This window comes from Ancylobacter lacus (assembly GCF_018390635.1).
GTDB lineage: Bacteria > Pseudomonadota > Alphaproteobacteria > Rhizobiales > Xanthobacteraceae > Ancylobacter > Ancylobacter lacus.
Genome location: NZ_JAHBGE010000026.1, coordinates 1 through 17,045, shown reverse-complemented (window position 1 = coordinate 17,045; position 17,045 = coordinate 1). Strand labels below are relative to the sequence as shown.

The following is a 17,045-nucleotide window of genomic DNA, read 5'->3' as shown; positions in this document are numbered from 1 at the left end:
CCCCCACATGGTTAAAGCAGGGTAAACGCCGGCGCTACGTATCCGGCGCTGTTTAGTTGCAATTTTGAACCGATCGGCGGGGCCGCCCTTCGCGACGCTGCGGCGCCGGGCTGTCTGGTGCCTTGCAAGAGCGGCCGGACCGCCGCACTCTGTCGCACCGATTGGGAGCGAACCATGGCTGCGTCGATCCGCCGTCCCGCCGTCGATCTGGAAGCGCTGGCCGCGCTGGAGCGCAAGGTCTCCTGGCTGTCGGCCTGGACCATCCACCACGCCAACCATGTGCGCCCCAATGCGGACGGGCTGAAGGTGGGCGGTCATCAGGCCTCCTCCGCCTCGCTCGCCTCGGTGCTCACCGCGCTCTACCTCGCCGTGCTCCGCCCGCAGGACCGGGTGGCGGTGAAGCCCCATGCCAGCCCGATCTTCCACGCCATCCAGTACCTGCTCGGCAACCAGACGCGGGAGAAGCTGGAGGCCTATCGCGGCTACAAGGGCGCCCAGTCCTACCCCTCCCGCACCAAGGACATCGACGACGTCGACTTCTCCACCGGCTCGGTCGGGCTCGGCGTCGCCCAGACCCTCTTCGCCAGCCTCGTTCAGGACTATGTCCATGCCCGGGGCCTCGACGGCGGCCGCCCGGAGGGCCGGATGATCGCCCTTGTCGGCGATGCCGAGATGGACGAGGGCAACATCTACGAGGCGTTGCTGGAGGGCTGGAAGCAGGGGCTTCGCAACTGCTGGTGGATTCTCGACTACAACCGCCAGAGCCTCGACGCGGTCATCCGCGAGGGGCTGCCGGCGCGGCTGGAGGCGCTGTTCCGCGCCTTCGGCTGGGAGGTGGTGACGCTGAAATACGGCGCCGCGCTGATGGCCGCCTTCGCCGAGCCGGGCGGGGACCGGCTGCGCGATTTCATCGACCGCTGCCCCAACCAGCTCTATGCCGCGCTGACCTTCCAGGGCGGGGCGGCGTGGCGGCGCCGGCTGCTCGACGAGATCGGCGACCAGGGACCCGTCACCGCCCTGATCGAGCGGCGCAGCGACGAGGAGCTGGCGCGGCTGATGACCAATCTCGGCGGCCACGACCTGCCCTCGCTGGTCGAGGCGTTCGAGGCGGTGGACCATGACCGCCCGGTGCTGTTCATCGCCTACACCATCAAGGGCTACGGCCTGCCGCTGGCGGGCCACAAGGACAACCATGCCGGCCTGATGACGCCGACCCAGATGGAGGCGTTCCGCGCCGCCATGAAGGTGCGGCCGGGCCATGAATGGGAGCCTTTCGAGGGGCTGGACCTGCCGGCGGAGCGGCTGCGGGCCTTTCTCGACGCGGTGCCCTTCAATGCGCAGGGCCGGCGGCGCTATGGCGAGGCCCCGCTCGCGGTGCCGGCGGCGCTGCCGGTGCCGGCCCAGCCGGAGCTTTCCACCCAGCAGGGCTTCGGCCTGATCATGGCCGAACTCGCCCGGCTCGGCGGCCCGATGGCCGACCGCATCGTCACCACCTCGCCGGATGTCACCGTCTCCACCAATCTCGGCGGCTGGGTGAACCGGCGCGGCCTGTTCGCGCGCGAGGCGATGGCCGACCTGTTCCGGCAGGAGCGCATCCCCTCCACCTTCGACTGGACCTTCTCGCCGAAGGGCCAGCATATCGAGCTCGGCATCGCCGAGATGAACCTGTTCATCCTGCTCGGCGCGCTCGGCCTGTCGCATTCGCTGTTCGGGGCACGGCTGCTGCCGATCGGCACGCTCTACGACCCCTTCATCCAGCGCGGGCTCGATGCGCTGAACTATGCCTGCTACCAGGACGCCCGCTTCATCCTCGTCGCCACGCCCTCCGGCCTCACCCTCGCCCCGGAGGGCGGGGCACACCAGTCGATCGGCACCCCGTTGATCGGCATGGCGCAGGACGGGCTCGCCGCCTTCGAGCCGGCCTATGTCGACGAACTCGCCGTGATCCTGCGCTGGGCTTTCGACTATCTCCAGCGCGAGGGCGGCGCGGTCACGGCCGAGGGCGAGCCGGAGGAGCGGAGCTGGCTGTGCGACGAGAGCGGCGGCTCGGTCTATCTGCGGCTGTCGACGCGGACGCTGGCGCAGCCTGCCCGCGGCATGGACGAGGGCCTCGCCCGCGACATCATCGATGGCGGCTACTGGGTGCGCCGGCCCGGCCCCAATGCCGAGGTGGTGGTGGTCTATGCCGGGGTTCTCGCGCCGGAGGCGCTGGAGGCGGTCGGGCTGATGGCGGAAGACCGCCGCGACGTCGGGCTGCTGGCGGTGACCTCGGCGGACCGGCTCAATGCCGGCTGGACCGCCGCCGCCCGCGCCCGGGAGCGCGGTCAGCTCCGGGCCCGCAGCCATGTCGAGCGGCTGCTGGCGGCGGTGCCGCGGAACTGCGCGCTGGTCACCGTGCTGGATGGCCACCCCGCCACGCTGGGCTGGCTCGGCTCGGTGGCCGGGCATCGCACCCGGGCGCTGGGCGTCGAGCATTTCGGCCAGACCGGCACCATCGCCGACCTCTACCGCCACCACGGCATCGACGCCAACGCCATCGTCGCCGCGGCGGAGAGCATCGCCCCCGGCCGGCCGATCCGCCACCTCCGCGCGCTGGAGGGGTAGGCGGCCCCGTCCGCGCGCCGGTCTCGTCGAGCCGCGGCTCCCCTTCCCGGCGGCTACGGCTGCCGGGCGAGGCTGAGGGCGGCGTCGCCGTCGATGATGAGGCCGTTGACGATGCCGCTGGCGAGCAGCGCGGCGGCGGCGCGGGTCTTCTCCGGGCTCGCCACCATCAGCACCACGTTGAGCCCCCGCAGCACCTCGAACGGCACGGCGATGGTGCGCTGGTTGAGCGGATGCTCCACCGGCCGGCCGTGGGCGTCGAAGAAGATGCCGTTGGTATCGCCGACCGCGCCGGCGGCGTGGAGGCTGTCGAGATCGGCGGCGGAGAGCATGCCCTGGCGCCGCAGCAGCGCGCTTTCCTCCAGCTCGCCGACGCTGATCATGCACAGCGTCGCGGTGCCGGCGATGGCGAGCGCCTTCGCCACCTGGCGCTGGGAGAGCAGCACCTGCTTGTCCTCCAGCGTGTCGGCGATGAAGGGAACGGGGAGGAAATAGCCCTCGCCGCCGGTGCGCTTGGCGAGGGTGTGGACCAGCTCGAACGGGTTGAAGGCCGAGTTCGCGGTCAGCGAGCCCATCAGCGAGATGAAGCGGGCGTTGGGGGCGCTGACGCCGGCCATGTGGAGCGTCATCTGCTCCAGGGTGCGGCCCCAGCCGAGCCCCACCGTCGCCGGCTCCTCGCGGGCGAGATGGGCGCGCAGGTGATTGGCACCGAGCAGGCCGACCGCGCGGAACGCCACCTTCTGCGCCGGGGAGAGGCCGGTCTTGTCCGCCCCGGCCGGCGCGTCGCTGCCCCCGAGCTCGAGCGCGGGGGTGGCTTGGCAGAAGTCCAGCCCGAAGCGGCGGCGCAGCGCCTCCTCCACCGGCACCATGCCGGCGAGCTGGCGGTCCACCGTGATCGACACCACGCCCTCTTCCAGCGCGTCGGCGAGCAGGCGGTTCACCCGCGCCCGGGTCAGGCCCAGCCGCTCGGCCGTTTCGGCCTGGTTCAGCCCGCCGACGTGGTAGAGCCACGCGGCCTTCACCATCAGCGTATCGTCGGTCTCGTCCATCATGTCCTTTGACAAATGTAATTCATCTTGACGTTTGTACGAAGGCTGAACTAGCCTCTCCCCAACGCCCGTCAGAGGCGGTCGACACATCCTGCGCCAGACCGGCGCAGCTAGGGAGAGACTGTAAAATGCCATTCGGAGCAATGAAGAACTGTGTCCTGGGGGCACTGGTCGCGGCGGGCGTGCTGGCGGCGGTGCCGGCCTCCGCGCTGGACATCGCCTGGGTCCATTCCAACGCGGCGGCCCAGTCCGAGCAGCGGGTCAAGGCCGGCTTCACCGCCTGGCTGAAGGAAACCGGCAAGTCGGACTGGAAGGTCAGCTACCTCGACAGCGGCGGCTCCGGCGAGAAGACCGCCGCCAACATCCAGGACGCGGCCTCCCGCGGCGTCGCCGCCATCATCGTGTCGATGGCCGACCTGCGCGCCTCCTCCGCCGCCATCAAGGAAGCGGTGGACCAGAAGATCCCGATCTTCACCGTCGACAGCGGCGCGGTGGACGGCACGCTGGTCGACGTCACCACCAACAACTGGGCGATGAGCGCGACCGTCTCGCCCTATTTCCTGAACGCGCTGGGCAAGAACCCCCGCATCATCTTCCTGCGCATGGCCGAGCACCACGGCACCCGCAAGCGCGGCGAGATCATGGCCGCGGTGCTGAAGGAATACCCGGACGTGAAGGTGCTCGCCGAGCACAACATCGATTACACCGCGTTCTTCGAGGACACGACCCGCACCATGCAGGACTACGTGACCCGGTTCGGCGACCAGATCGACGGGGTGTGGGCGCCGTGGGACGAGCCGGCGCAGGCCGCGCTCAACGCCCTCAAGGCCGGCGGCAACACCCACGCCAAGGTCATCGGCATTGACGGCCACCCCCAGGCCATCGCCGAGGTGTGCAAGCCCGACAGCCAGATGATCGCCACCATCAGCCAGCCCTTCGAGAAGATGGGCGCGCAGACCGGCGAGTGGATCGAGGAGATCGTGGTGGAGAAGAAGGCCGCCGCCAGCGTCATTCCCTCCAAGGTGGTCTATCTCGACGCCCCGCTCGTCACCAAGGCCAACTGCAAGGACTTCCTCCCGAAGTAGGGTGCCTCGCGGCCGGCGTCGCACGCCGGCCGTCTTTCTTCGAGGCCGCCGCAGGCCCGCGCCCCGCGCCCGCCCGCGACGGCCTCGCCCCACAGCCTGAAGCCACCCTCCGATCCTCGCCGCGGCGAGGCGGGAGCGGTGCCCGGCGGGAGCGGCCATGGCCATCGAACTCGACGACATCATCGTGGACTACCCCGGCACCCGGGCGCTCGACCGGGTCAGCGTCGCCTTCCGCACCGACGAGGTGCACGGGCTCATCGGCGAGAACGGCGCGGGCAAGACGACGCTGGTCTCCATCCTCGGCGGCGGCCGCCTGCCGACCGAAGGGCGCATGAGGCTGGACGGCGCCGAGGTCCGGCTGGCCTCGCCCGGCGAGGCGCTGGCGCGCGGCATCGCCCATGTCTCGCAGGAAGGCAGCCTGGTGCCCGGCCTCACCGGGGCGCAGAACATCCTGCTCGGCGCCGAGCCGCGCCGGCTCGGCGTGGTGGTGCGGCGCGCGGCGCTGCGGGCGCAGGCGCAGGCCATGCTGGCGCGCTGGTTTCCCGACCTCACCATCGACCTCGACCGCCCGGTCGAGACCCTGCCCTATGCCGACCAGAAGATCATCGAGATCGTCCGCGCGCTGCGCGGCGACATCCGCATCCTCATCCTCGACGAGCCCACCGCCACGCTGCCCGCCCGCGAGAAGGAGCGGCTGTGGGCGATCATCCGGCGGCTGCCGGCGCAGGGCGTCGGCGTCGTCCTCATCAGCCACTTCCTGTCGGAAATCCTGGCGCTGAGCGACCGCATCACCGTGCTGCGCGACGGCCGGCTGGTGCGCACCTTCGCGGCGGCGGGCGCCACCGAGGGCGAGCTCACCGCGCTGATGCTCCAGCGCGGCCACGGCCCGACCGAATCGGGCGTCGACCGGCGGCGGCACCGCCGGGCCGGCGACCGGGTAGTGGAGGTGTCCGGCTGGCGCATCCCGGAGGCGCAGGTCGGCGCCTTCCACATCGGCGCCGGCGAGATCGTCGGGCTGATCGGGCTCACCGGCTCCGGCCACTTCGCCTTCGCCCGCTCGCTCTATGACGCGCCGGACCTCGAGGCCGGCACGCTGCGGCTCGGCGGAGAGGCGGTGCCGCGCGTCGCCGCCCACGAGATGCGCCGCCGTGGCGTCGCCTTCATCCCCGATCACCGCATGATCCATTCGCTGATCGGCGACTGGAGCGCGCGGGAGAACCTCGCCATGGTCCATCCCGAGGCGGGCGCCGTGGCGCCCGGCATCCTCAGCCCGCGCCGCGAAACCGCGGAGGCGCGGGCGGTGATGCAGCGGCTGTCGGTGAAGGCCTCCTCGCCCGAGCAGGCGGTCGGCGAGCTCTCCGGCGGCAACAAGCAGAAGATTTCCATCGGCAAATGGCTCTACGGCGCCGGCGGCCGCTACCGGCTGATGATCTTCGTGGAGCCCACCGAGGGCGTCGACATCGGCGCCAAGCGCGAAATCCACGACCTGCTGCGCCGCCTCGCCGATGACGGCGCGGCGATCCTCGTCGCCTCCTCCGACCTCATCGAGATCGCCGATCTCGCGACCCGCGTCGTTTCCTTCGTCAATGGGCAGGCCCTCGGAGACCTCGAATGGCCCAACTTCTCGGAACAGAGCTTCATCGCCGCGATGTCGGGAGCCACGGCATGAGCGCGCCGCCCGCCGCCCGAGGTGCCGCCCCCGCCGCCGCTCCCCGCGCCGGGGAGGCCGGCCGCCGCCGCAAGCAGCTCTTCCTGCGCTATTCCACGCTTGTCGTGCTGGTGCTGTTGTTCGCCGGCTTCTCGCTGGGGGTGGACCGCTTCCTCACCACCTCGAACCTGCTGAACATCCTGCAGCAGATCTCGATGCTCACCATCGTCGCCATCGGCCTCACCTTCGGATTCGCGGCGCGGGAGATGGACCTGTCCGTCGGCTTCATGGCCGGGCTCGCCGGGCTCATCGGGCCGACCCTGCTGGTGGCGGGCTGGCCGCTGCCGGTGGCGCTCGCCGCCGGGCTCGGGGCCGGGCTGGCGGTCGGCACGGTCAACGCCGTGCTCGTCACCCTCGTCGGGGTGCCCTCGCTGATCGCCACGCTGGCGATGGGCTCGATCCTGTTCGGGGTGAACTTCCTGATCTCCGGCGGCCGGGCGATCTATGGCGGGCTGCCCGAGAGCTACCTCGTGCTCGGCCAGGGCCGGCTGTTCGGCATTCCGGTGCTGGCCTTCCTCATGCTCGCGGCCGTGCTGGTGGCGTGGTTCGTGATGGAGCGCACCATCTTCGGGCGCTACGTCTATGCCGTTGGCGGCAATCTGAAGGCGGCGGAGCTGTCGGGCATTCGCGGCCGGCGCTACCGCCAGATGGCGCTGGTCATCTCCAGCCTGTTCGCCGCGCTGGCGGGGCTGCTGCTCTCGGCCCGGCTCGGCTCCGGCCAGCCCAATGCCGGGCAGGACTACCTGCTGGACGGCCTCGCCACCGTGTTCATCGGCATGACCATGTTCCGGCCCGGCACGGCGACCATCGCCGGCACGTTCTTCGGCGCGCTGTTCATCGGCGTCATCAATAACGGGCTGAATCTGCTCGGCCTTGACACCTACATCCAGAGCATCGTGAAGGGTGTCATCATCATCGTCGCCGTCGCGATCGTCTCCCGCACCACCAAGCTGAAGCTCCTCTGAGCGAGCGCGCGTCATCAAGGACCTGCCCTGTCATGACCGACACACCTTCCCCCGTCACGGCCTCCGCGCCCGCCCCTGCGGCCGGCGGCAACACCGATCTGCTCGGCCTCTATCGCACCATGCGGCGCATCCGCTCCTTCGAGGAGCGGGTGGGCGAGCTGTTCGTGCGCGGCCTTTCGGCCGGCTCGATGCTGCATCTGTCGATCGGCGAGGAGTCGGCGGCGGCGGGCGTCGCCAGCGCCATGCGGCCGCAGGACACCTTCACCACCCACCACCGCGGCCACGGCATCTTTCTCGCCCGCGGCGCCGATCCCGCCCGGATGATGGCGGAGATCGCCGGCAAGGAGACCGGCTACTGCGCCGGCAAGGGCGGCTCGATGCACATCGCCGACATGGCGCTGGGCCATCTCGGCGCCAATGCCATCGTCGGCGGCGGCATTCCCGCCGTGGTGGGCGCCGGCCTCGCCGCCAAGCGGCTCGGGACGGGCAGCGTCTCGGTCGCCTTCTTCGGCGACGGCGCGATGGGCCAGGGCATTCTCTACGAGAGCATGAACATGGCCGCGCTGTGGGACCTGCCGGTGATGTTCGTGTGCATCAACAACCAGTACGGCATGGGCACCCGGGTCGACCAGGCCACCCGCAACGAGGCGTTCGACGAGCGCGCCCGGGCCTTCGGCCTCGCCGCCGGCATGGTCGACGGCGAGGATGTCGAGGCGGTCGCGGCGGTCGCCAAGGATCTGGTCGACGGCGCCCGTGCCGGCCGGCCGGCCTTCCTCGCCATCTCGTGCTACCGCTTCTTCGGCCATGCCCGCATGGACAAGAGCCCCTACCGCGCGGAGGAGGAGGAGCTCGCCGGCCGCCAGCGCGACCCGGTGAAGATCGCCCGCGCCGCCCTGCTGGAGCGCGGCATCGCCGGGGTTTCCGCGCTCGAGGCGATGGATGCCGAGATCGCCACCGAGATGGACGCGACCATCGACTTCGCCGCCGCCTCGCCGGCCCCCCCGCTCGCCTCCATGTTCCGCGACGTCTTCGCCGTCGGCGAGCCCGAACCCGAGCCGGTCCGCACCCGGCTCGACCGCGTCCTGTCCAAGGAAATCCGCTGATGGTCCAGATCACCTACCGCGACGCGCTGCGCCAGGCGCTCATCGATGCCATGGAAGCGGACCACCGCGTCGTCGTCATCGGCGAGGAGGTCGGCCGCTATGGCGGGGCCTATGGCGTCACCAAGGGCCTGATCGACGATTTCGGCCCCGACCGGCTGATCGACACCCCCATCTCCGAGCCGGCGATCATCGGTGCCGCCGTCGGCGCCGCCATGAGCGGCCTGAGGCCGGTGGCCGAGCTGATGTATGTCGACTTCCTCGGCATGACGATGGACCAGCTCACCAACCAGGCCGCCAAGATCCGCTACATGTTCGGCGGGCAGATCGGCGTGCCGATGGTGCTGCGCACCCAGGGTGGCACCGGCCGCTCCGCCGGCGCCCAGCACTCGCAGAGCCTCGAAGGCTGGATCATGCACATGCCGGGGCTGCGCCTCGTCATGCCGGCCACCGCCGAGGACGCCTATCACCTGCTGCGCCACGCCCTTACCATGCCGGACCCGGTGGTCTTCATCGAGCACAAGGCGCTCTATACCCGCAAGGAAGAGGCCGATCTCGCCGCCCCGGCGCTGCCCTGGGGCAAGGCGGCGGTCCGCCGCAGCGGCAAGGACGTCGTCATCGTCACCTATTCGCGCCAGGTTCACTACGCGCTGGAGGCCGCCGAGTCGCTGGCGAAGGACGGCATCGAGGCCACCGTCATCGACCTGCGCACCCTGAACCCGCTCGACATGGACACGGTGGCCGAACATGTCGAGAAGATCGGCCGCGTCGCCGTGGTTTCCGAGGGGCCGATGACCGCCGGCGTCGCCGCCGAGCTCTCCGCCCGCATCACCGAGGAGTGCTTCGACTTCCTGCACGACCCGGTCATCCGCATCGCCGGCGAGGATATCCCCATCTCCGTCTCGCAGGAGCTGGAGGCCGGCTCGGTGCCGTCCCCGGCGCTGATCGGCGACACCGTGCGGCGGCTGCTGTCATGAGCGGCGACATCCTCACCATGCCCCGGCTCGGCGAGACGATGGAGGAGGGGCGCATCGTCGGCTGGCTCATCGCCGAGGGCGACGCCTTCCGGCGCGGCGATTCCATCCTCGAGATCGAGACCGACAAGACTGTGGCCGAGCTGCCCGCGCTGACCGACGGCGTGCTGGCGGAGAAGCTGGTGCAGCCCGGCGACGTCATCGTGGTCGGCGCCCCCATCGCCCGGCTGAAGGGCGAGGGCGGCGCGGCGGCCAAGGCCCCCGCGCAGATCCCGGCGCAGATCCCGGCGAACGCCCCCGCCGAAGCCGCGCGGGTGACGAGGACCCTCGCCATGCCCCGCCTCGGCGAGACCATGGACGAGGGCCGCATCGTCGGCTGGCTGGTCAAGCCGGGGGCGGCGTTCCGGCGCGGCGACGCGCTGTTCGAGATCGAGACCGACAAGACGGTGGCGGAATTCCCGGCGCTGATGGACGGCGTGCTCGTCGAGACGCTGGCCGAGCTGGGCTCCATGCTGCCGGTCGGCGCGCCGCTGGCGCGGGTGGAGATCGCGCGCGAGGATGCCGGCCTGCAGGGCTTCGTGCCGGAGGAAGCCGCTACGCCTCCAGCCGCTACGCCTCCAGCCGCTACGCCTCCAGCCGCTACGCCTCCAGCCGCCTCGCCTTCGTCCGTTGTGCCTGTCGCGCCGGCTGTTTCCGGGGCGCCGGCGCCGACGGCGGCTCCCCGGCTGGTGACGGCCGACACATCCGCCGCCGCGTCGGGCGGCGCGCGGTCCGGTCCGGTGCGGGCAACCCCGGTCGCCCGCCGGCTGGCGGCGCGGGCGGGGCTCGACCTCGCCGCGATCGGCGGCACCGGCCGGCGCGGGCGCATTGAGGCGCGCGATGTCGAGGCGGCGCCGGCCGGGCCGGCCGGGCCCACCGCCGGCGCCATCGCCTTCGACCGCTACGGCACGCCGGGCGCGCCGCGCCGGGCCCTGCTGCTGCACGGCTTTTCCGGCGATCGCACCACCTTCGCGGCGTTCGGCGCGCAGCTCGCCCGCGCCGGCTACGAGGTGCTGGTGCCGGACCTGCCGGGCCACGGCGCCACCTTGGCCGAGGCGGCCGGCGTCGCCGATCTCGCCGCGCCGCTGGCGGGCTTCCTCGCCGGGCAGAATTTCCGGCCGACCGAGATCGTGGCGCATTCGCTCGGCGCGCTGCCCGCGGTCGCGCTGGCGGAGACGCTGCCGGGGGTGGAGCGGCTGACCCTGCTGTGCCCCGCCGGCCTCGGGCTGGAGATCGACCGCGACTTCATCGCCGGCATGAGCGGCGCCCCCTCGCCGGGCGCGCTGCGCCACCTGCTGCGGCGGCTGACGGCGCGTCCCGCCGGCCTGTCCGACGCCGCGGTGGCCGGGCTCGCCGCCGCGCTCGGGCGCGGCCGGCTGGCCGGGCTGGCGGCGGACGCCTTCGGCCCCAACGGCCAGAAGGTCGACATCGTCGAGCCGCTGGCCCGCCTCGTCCGCCGCCTCGGCGTTCGGATCGTGGTGGGGCTGGAGGACCGCATCATCCCCTGGACCCAGGTCACCGCCGCGCCCGCGCGCGCCGCCGTCCATCTCGTCGCCGGGGCCGGCCACATGCCGCACTGGGACCAGCCGGGCGAGGTGCTCGCCCTGTTCGAGGGGGCGGGGGCATGAGCGAATTGAAGGAGGTGCAGGCCCGGCTCGGCCACTTCGCCCGGGCGGTGCCGGAGACCGCCGCCGGCTTCCGCCAGCTCGCCAAGGCGGCCGGCGCGGCGGGCCGCTTCAGCCCGGCGCAGAAGGAGCTGTTCGCCGCCGCCTTCGGCGTGGTGCGCGGCTGCGAGGACTGCGTGCTCTACCATGTCGATGCCGCCCGGCGCCTCGGCGCCGAGCGCGAGGAACTGCTGGAACTGCTCGCCGTCGCGGTGGAGATGGGCGGCGGCCCGGCAATGGTCTACGGCGCCAAGGCGCTGCAGGCGTTCGACGCCGCCGGCTGACGGCGCGCGGATCGGCGTCGACGGGAGGTCAACTCCCGCGACGGTTTGGGAGGAAACGGACATGGCCTATGTCGTCGCCGTCGATGGCGGAACCGAGAGCCTGCGCGCGGGCGTCTACGATCCCTCGGGCGCCTGTCTCGGGCAGGCGAGCCATCCCTATGGCACCGAGTTCGCGCCCGGCGCCCGGGCCGAGCAGAACCCGGAGGACTGGTGGAACGCCCTCGGCGTCGCCACCCGGGCGGCGCTCGCCAGGGCCGGCGTCGATCCCCGCGCGGTGGAGGCGATCTGCCTGACCACCACCTCCTGCACCGTGGTCGCGCTCGACGCCGAGGGCAACGCCCTGCGGCCGGCGCTGCTGTGGATGGATGTGCGGGCCGCCGAGGAGGCGGGGGCGGTGCTCGCCACCGGCGACGCCGCGCTCGCCGCCAACGGCGCCGGGCGCGGCCCGGTCTCGGCGGAATGGATGATCCCCAAGGCGCTCTGGCTGAAGCGCCACGAGCCGCACATCTTCGAGCGCGCCGCCACCATCGGCGAATATCAGGACTTCATGACCATCCGCCTCACCGGGCGGCGGGTGGCCTCGCTGAACAACGCCTCGATCCGCTGGCACTATGCCACCACGCGCGGCGGGGTTCCCGCCTCGCTGGTGCGGGCGCTGGGGCTGGAGGCGCTGCTGGACAAATGGCCGCCGGAGATCGCCGCCCCCGGCGCGGTGGTCGGCACGCTCACCGCCCGGGCGGCCGAGCATGTCGGCCTGCACACCGGCGTGAAGCTGGTGCAGGGCGGGGCGGACGCGCTGATCGGCATGATCGGCCTCGGCGTCGCCCGGCCGGGCCAGCTCGCCCTCATCACCGGCTCCTCGCACCTGCAGTTCGGCGTCTCGGACCGCGAGGTGCATCACCCCGGCCTGTGGGGCTCCTACCCCGACGCGGTCTATCCCGGCCGCCACATCATCGAGGGCGGACAGACCTCGACCGGCTCGATCCTGCAATGGCTCAAGCGGCTGATGGGCGGCACGCTCGATCTCGACGCCCTCAACACCGCGGCGGCGCGGCTGGAGCCCGGCTGCGACGGGCTGGTGGTGCAGGACCATTTCCAGGGCAACCGCACGCCCTATGTCGATCCGCTCTCGCGCGGGGCGCTCATCGGGCTGACGCTGGCGCACGGGCCGGAGCACCTGTTCCGCGCCATCATCGAGGGCATCTCCTTCGGCACCCGCGCCATTCTCGACCAGATGGCCGAAGCCGGCTTCCGCTCCACCGAGCTGACGGTGGGCGGCGGCGCCACCGCCTCCGAGCTGTGGCTGCAGATCCACGCCGACACCGCCGGCCTGCCGGTCTGCGTTCCCGCCTCCAGCGCGGCGCCCTCGGTCGGGGCGGCGGTGCTGGCCGCCCACGGCGCCGGCCATTTCGGCACGATCGACGAGGGCATCGCCGCCATGGTCCGGCCCGGCCGGCGCATCGAGCCGCGCCCGCGCGAGGCCGCCCGCTACGACGAGATCTACCGCAGCTACCGCGCGCTCTACCCCGCGCTGAAGAACCTCGCCGCGCCTGCGGCGGCGGCGCCGGTGGGTGCGCCGGTGGGTGCGCCGGTGGGTGCGCCATGAGCGGGCTGGACCTCACCGGGCGGCTCGCCCTCGTCACCGGCGGCGCCCGGGGCATCGGCGCCGCGATCTGCGGGCGCTTCGCCGCCGCCGGCGCCCATGTGCTGGTGGCCGACCGCGACGAGGCCGCCGCGCAGGCCCTCGCCTCCCGGCTGCGCGCGACCGGCGCGCGGGCCGAGGCCCTCGGGCTCGACGTCACCGACCGCGCCGGCATCGCCGCCGCGCTGGCGGCCACGAAGGCCCGCCACGGCGTGCCCCACATCCTCGTCAACAATGCCGGCATCGTGCGCAACGCGCCCGCGGCCGAAATGAGCGTCGCCGACTGGTCGGCGGTGATCGACGTCGATCTCAACGGGGTGTTCCACTGCGCCCAGCTCATCGGCGGCGCGATGGTGGCGGCGGGGCGCGGCGCCATCGTCAACGTCTCCTCCATGTGCGGGGAGATCGTCGTCCACCCCCAGCCGCAGGTCGCCTACAACGCGGCCAAGGCCGGGGTGAACATGCTCACCCGGTCGCTGGCGGTGGAGTGGGCGCGGGCCGGCGTGCGGGTCAATGCCGTCGCTCCCGGCTACACCGCGACCGAGCTGACCCTCGCCGGCCGCAGCAACCCCGACTGGTTCGCCACCTGGCTGGAGCGCACGCCGATGGGCCGGCTGGGCGAGCCGGAGGAGATCGCCGACGCCGTGCTGTTCCTGGCGTCCGACGCCGCGAGCTTCATCACCGGGTCCATCCTCGCGGTGGATGGCGGCTACACATCGCTTTGAGGAGACCACCATGAGCACCTCCGACACCGCCCGCGTCGCCCTCGTCACCGGCGCCAGCCGGGGCATCGGCCGGGCCATCGCGCTCGGCCTCGCCGCGCGCGGCTTCGACCTCGTCGTCAACGACATCGCCCGGCAAGCCGAGGCGCTGGCGGCGCTGGCGGCGGAGATCGGCTCGCTTGGCCGGCGCGCCCTGCCGCTCCACGCCGATGTCAGCGCCAAGCCGGAGGTGACGGCGATGGTAGCCGAGGCCCTCGCCGGGGTCGGCCACATCGACGCCGTGGTGAACAATGCCGGCATCCTCATCACCAGCCCGGTGGAAACGCTGGAGGACGGGGTGTGGGATGCGGTGATGAACGTGAACGCCAAGGGCACCTTCCTCGTCATCCAGGCGCTGCTGCCGCACATGCGGGCGCGGCGCTACGGCCGGATCGTCAACATCGCCTCGATCGGCGGCAAGCAGGGCGCGCCGGAACAGGCACACTACTCCGCCTCCAAGGCGGCGGTGATGGGGTTCACCCGGGTGCTGGCGCAGGAGGTCGGCGCCGAGGGCATCACCGCGAACTGCGTGTGCCCCGGCATCATCCTCACCGACATGGGGCGGACCAATCTGGAGGACCCGGCGATCAAGGCGCGCTGGACCGCCAACACCGCGATGCGGCGCATCGGCGCGCCGGAGGACGTGGTCGGCCCGGTGGCGTTCTTCGCCTCCGACGACGCGGCCTTCGTCACCGGGCAGACGCTGAACGTCGATGGCGGCATCGTGTTCGACTGAGACCGGACACCGGTGGAGTGGCGGCGGGGCCGCAGGGGCGCCGCTCCTGCCGAGCCCGGGCTGCCGGGATGGACAGGGCGGGTGGCGGGCCGGAAGGCCGCCATGTCATGAAAAAGGCCCGGCGCGCGCCGGGCCTTTTGCGTTCTCGGTGGTCGCGCGGGGCTTCACGGCCCCCGGTTCCTCCGCCGCCCCGCCGGGCGGGGGCGCCGAAGGCGCCGTCACCCGGGCCCCGCTACCGGAGCCCGGGCCGTCTGCCCGCCTCAGCGGCGGCCGGTGCGCCGGGCAGGGCTCTTGGCGGCGGCCTTGCGCGCCGGGGCCTCGAGGCTCTGGGTGGCGCGGGCGTCGCCCGACGCCTTCTTGGCGGCGGCGCGGGGCTTGGGGGCGTCGAGGTTGTCGGTCGGCTTCGTCTTCTCCGCCTTCTTGTCGACGGTCACCAGGCGCAGCACGTTGGTGGTGCCGGGCTGGGCGAAGGGCACGCCCGCGGTGATGGCGAGGCGGTCGCCGATGCCGGCGAAGCCGTGCTCCACCGCGACCTGCTGCGCCTTGGTCGCCATCTCGCCGAAGGTGTGGATCTCCTCCGGCGCGTGCACGGCGTGGACGCCGTAGGACATCACCAGCCGGCGGGCGGTGCCGAGCTGGCTGGCGATGCCGAGGATCGGCATGCGGGGCCGCTCGCGGGCGGCGTGCAGCGTGGTGGTGCCCGACAGCGTGTAGGTGACGAGCGCCTTGGCGTTCACCGAGAGCGCGGCCTGGTAGGCGGCGGCGGTCACGGCGTCGGCCACGGTGCCGCCGGGGGCGGGGCGCTGGGAATCGATGATCTGGCGGTAGGCCGGATCGCATTCCACCTGCTTGATGATCTGCTCCATCATCGCCACCGCCTCGACCGGGTACTGGCCGGCGGCGCTCTCGGCGGAGAGCATCACCGCGTCCGCGCCCTCATAGACGGCGTTGGCGACGTCGGAGACCTCGGCGCGGGTCGGCACCGGGGCGCTGATCATCGATTCGAGCATCTGGGTGGCGATGATCACCGGCTTGCCGAGCCGGCGGCACTCGCGCACCACGCGCTTCTGCAGCGCCGGCAGCTCCGGCAGCGACAGCTCGACGCCGAGGTCGCCGCGCGCCACCATGATGCTGTCGGACAGCTCGATGATCTCGGTGAGATGCTCGACCGCGGCCGGCTTCTCCAGCTTCAGGTTGATCTGGGCGCGGTCCTGGATCAGCTCGCGCGCCTCGAGGATGTCGGCGGGGCGCTGCACGAAGGAGAGCGCGATCCATTCGACGCCGAGGTCGAGCGCGTAGACCAGGTCCGAGCGGTCCTTGGCGGTCAGCGGCGAGAGCGGCAGCAGCACGTCGGGGACGTTGAAGCCCTTGTTGTTGGACAGCTTGGTGCCGGCGATGACCTCGGCCTCGATATAGCCGGCGCCCTTCTTCACCACGCGCACCCGCACCTTGCCGTCGTCCAGCAGAACGGTGGAGCCTTCGCGCAGCGCCTCGATGATCTCGGGGTGGTTGATCGGCACGCGCTTCTCGTCGCCCGGCGTCATGTCGGTGTCGAAGCGGATGCTGGTGCCCGGGGTGAGGGTGATCGCGTTCTCGACGAAGCGGCCGACGCGCAGCTTCGGGCCCTGCAGGTCGGCCAGCACGCCGATCGGCCGGCCGGCTTCCTTCTCCACGGCCCGGACGGTGTCGAGGACCCGGCCGTGGTCGGCCTGGGTGCCATGGCTGAAATTCAGCCGGAAAACGTCGACACCCGCTCCGTAAAGGGCCTTGATCTTCTCGGGGCTCGAGGAAGCGGGGCCGAGGGTCGCCACGATCTTGGTCGCGCGTTCCCGCCTGCTATGCATGGGTTCCTCCGTCGTGTCCGCGCCGGATGCCTCCTGCGCGTTCTGTGTCTGCCTGTCGGCTCGGGCCTGATATGAACCAAAAACCGCAGGCTGTCTCCGATGTGTTATCTTGCACTGCAGCGTGTCGGCGTTGTGGCAGCGCGCCATTTTTCCCTGACGCAGCGTGATGTTGCGGGGAGCCCGCCGGTCGTCTGAAGCTGTCCGGATCGGTGCGTGAAGGCCGTCGAGCCTCTTGCTGGCATTCGGAATTCTGTATACCAATTAGGGTGCGAAACGACGGCGGCGGGCTTCCCCGGCGCGGTCGTGGCCGGGCCGTCGCGCGGGCGGCGCCGGCTGCCGCGGCGCCGGGCGACCCGGCGCGACAAAGCGTCTCTGCCGCGGAGCTGTCTCCCGGCGCGGCGAAGGTGACGGGCACGCAGAAGGCCCGGAAAGAACGACCAGGGAGGACGTCATGCGGATTGGTGTGTTTGGGGAGGTATCGGGTGTTGAGCCTCGTGTAGGGGCGACGCCGGATACGGTGAAGCGGCTTTTGGGGCTCGGGGCTTCGGTCGCGGTGGCGTCGGGCGCGGGGCTTCGGTCCGGGATCACGGACG

Annotated in this window: 13 protein-coding genes and 1 pseudogene; 12 read left to right on the top strand and 2 right to left on the bottom strand. The window is 72.0% G+C overall.

Translation table 11 applies throughout. The features are described from left to right. Window positions 1-174: 174 nt before the first annotated feature. Window positions 175-2,604, top strand: coding sequence for a transketolase (locus KHC27_RS05420; protein ID WP_213335995.1), 2,430 nt, complete (start codon window positions 175-177; stop codon window positions 2,602-2,604). A 53-nt stretch (window positions 2,605-2,657) separates the two neighbouring features. Here the strand turns inward: KHC27_RS05420 and KHC27_RS05415 are convergent, their stop codons facing one another. Continuing rightward, window positions 2,658-3,650, bottom strand: coding sequence for a sugar-binding transcriptional regulator (locus KHC27_RS05415; RefSeq protein WP_213335993.1), 993 nt, complete (start codon window positions 3,648-3,650; stop codon window positions 2,658-2,660). Between the two features lie 143 nt (window positions 3,651-3,793). Between KHC27_RS05415 and KHC27_RS05410 the strand changes: the two genes are divergently transcribed. The 10 genes from KHC27_RS05410 to KHC27_RS05365 all read left to right on the top strand — a co-directional run bounded on the left by KHC27_RS05410 (window position 3,794) and on the right by KHC27_RS05365 (window position 14,608). Then, window positions 3,794-4,735, top strand: coding sequence for a sugar ABC transporter substrate-binding protein (locus KHC27_RS05410; protein WP_213335991.1), 942 nt, complete (start codon window positions 3,794-3,796; stop codon window positions 4,733-4,735). Between the two features lie 157 nt (window positions 4,736-4,892). Next, window positions 4,893-6,404 carry a sugar ABC transporter ATP-binding protein gene (locus tag KHC27_RS05405; protein ID WP_213335989.1) on the top strand — a complete coding sequence of 504 codons (1,512 nt, stop codon included), beginning with the start codon at window positions 4,893-4,895 and terminating at the stop codon, window positions 6,402-6,404. Continuing rightward, complete coding sequence (locus tag KHC27_RS05400; RefSeq protein ID WP_213335987.1) at window positions 6,401-7,408, top strand: ABC transporter permease; 1,008 nt, start codon at window positions 6,401-6,403, stop codon at window positions 7,406-7,408. Before KHC27_RS05405 ends, KHC27_RS05400 begins: the two co-directional genes overlap by 4 nt. 32 nt (window positions 7,409-7,440) lie before the next feature. Beyond that, window positions 7,441-8,511, top strand: coding sequence for a thiamine pyrophosphate-dependent dehydrogenase E1 component subunit alpha (locus tag KHC27_RS05395; protein ID WP_246519673.1), 1,071 nt, complete (start codon window positions 7,441-7,443; stop codon window positions 8,509-8,511). Further along, window positions 8,511-9,485, top strand: coding sequence for an alpha-ketoacid dehydrogenase subunit beta (locus KHC27_RS05390; protein WP_213335985.1), 975 nt, complete (start codon window positions 8,511-8,513; stop codon window positions 9,483-9,485). Before KHC27_RS05395 ends, KHC27_RS05390 begins: the two co-directional genes overlap by 1 nt. Further along, window positions 9,482-11,149 (top strand): alpha/beta fold hydrolase, encoded by a 1,668-nt coding sequence (locus KHC27_RS05385; RefSeq protein ID WP_213335982.1) that lies wholly within the window; start codon window positions 9,482-9,484, stop codon window positions 11,147-11,149. Before KHC27_RS05390 ends, KHC27_RS05385 begins: the two co-directional genes overlap by 4 nt. Next, window positions 11,146-11,469 carry a carboxymuconolactone decarboxylase family protein gene (locus KHC27_RS05380; protein ID WP_213335979.1) on the top strand — a complete coding sequence of 108 codons (324 nt, stop codon included), beginning with the start codon at window positions 11,146-11,148 and terminating at the stop codon, window positions 11,467-11,469. The genes KHC27_RS05385 and KHC27_RS05380 overlap by 4 nt, the downstream gene beginning before the upstream one ends. 61 nt (window positions 11,470-11,530) lie before the next feature. After that, window positions 11,531-13,075, top strand: a complete 1,545-nt coding sequence (locus KHC27_RS05375; RefSeq protein WP_213335976.1) for an FGGY-family carbohydrate kinase — start codon at window positions 11,531-11,533, stop codon at window positions 13,073-13,075. After that, on the top strand, window positions 13,072-13,836 hold the full coding sequence (locus KHC27_RS05370) for an SDR family NAD(P)-dependent oxidoreductase (protein WP_213335974.1): 765 nt from the start codon (window positions 13,072-13,074) through the stop codon (window positions 13,834-13,836). Before KHC27_RS05375 ends, KHC27_RS05370 begins: the two co-directional genes overlap by 4 nt. Before the next feature lie 10 nt (window positions 13,837-13,846). Then, window positions 13,847-14,608: an SDR family NAD(P)-dependent oxidoreductase gene (locus KHC27_RS05365; RefSeq protein WP_213335973.1), complete on the top strand. Its 762-nt coding sequence runs from the start codon at window positions 13,847-13,849 to the stop codon at window positions 14,606-14,608. 260 nt (window positions 14,609-14,868) lie between these two features. Here the strand turns inward: KHC27_RS05365 and pyk are convergent, their stop codons facing one another. Next, the gene (gene pyk, locus KHC27_RS05360; RefSeq protein ID WP_213335970.1) at window positions 14,869-16,452 is read right to left on the bottom strand and encodes a pyruvate kinase; all 1,584 of its coding nucleotides are present in this window, start codon (window positions 16,450-16,452) and stop codon (window positions 14,869-14,871) included. A gap of 451 nt (window positions 16,453-16,903) precedes the next feature. Here pyk and KHC27_RS05355 point away from each other — a divergent pair. Further along, window positions 16,904-17,045, top strand: a pseudogene (locus tag KHC27_RS05355) (NAD(P)(+) transhydrogenase (Re/Si-specific) subunit alpha); the annotation flags it as partial.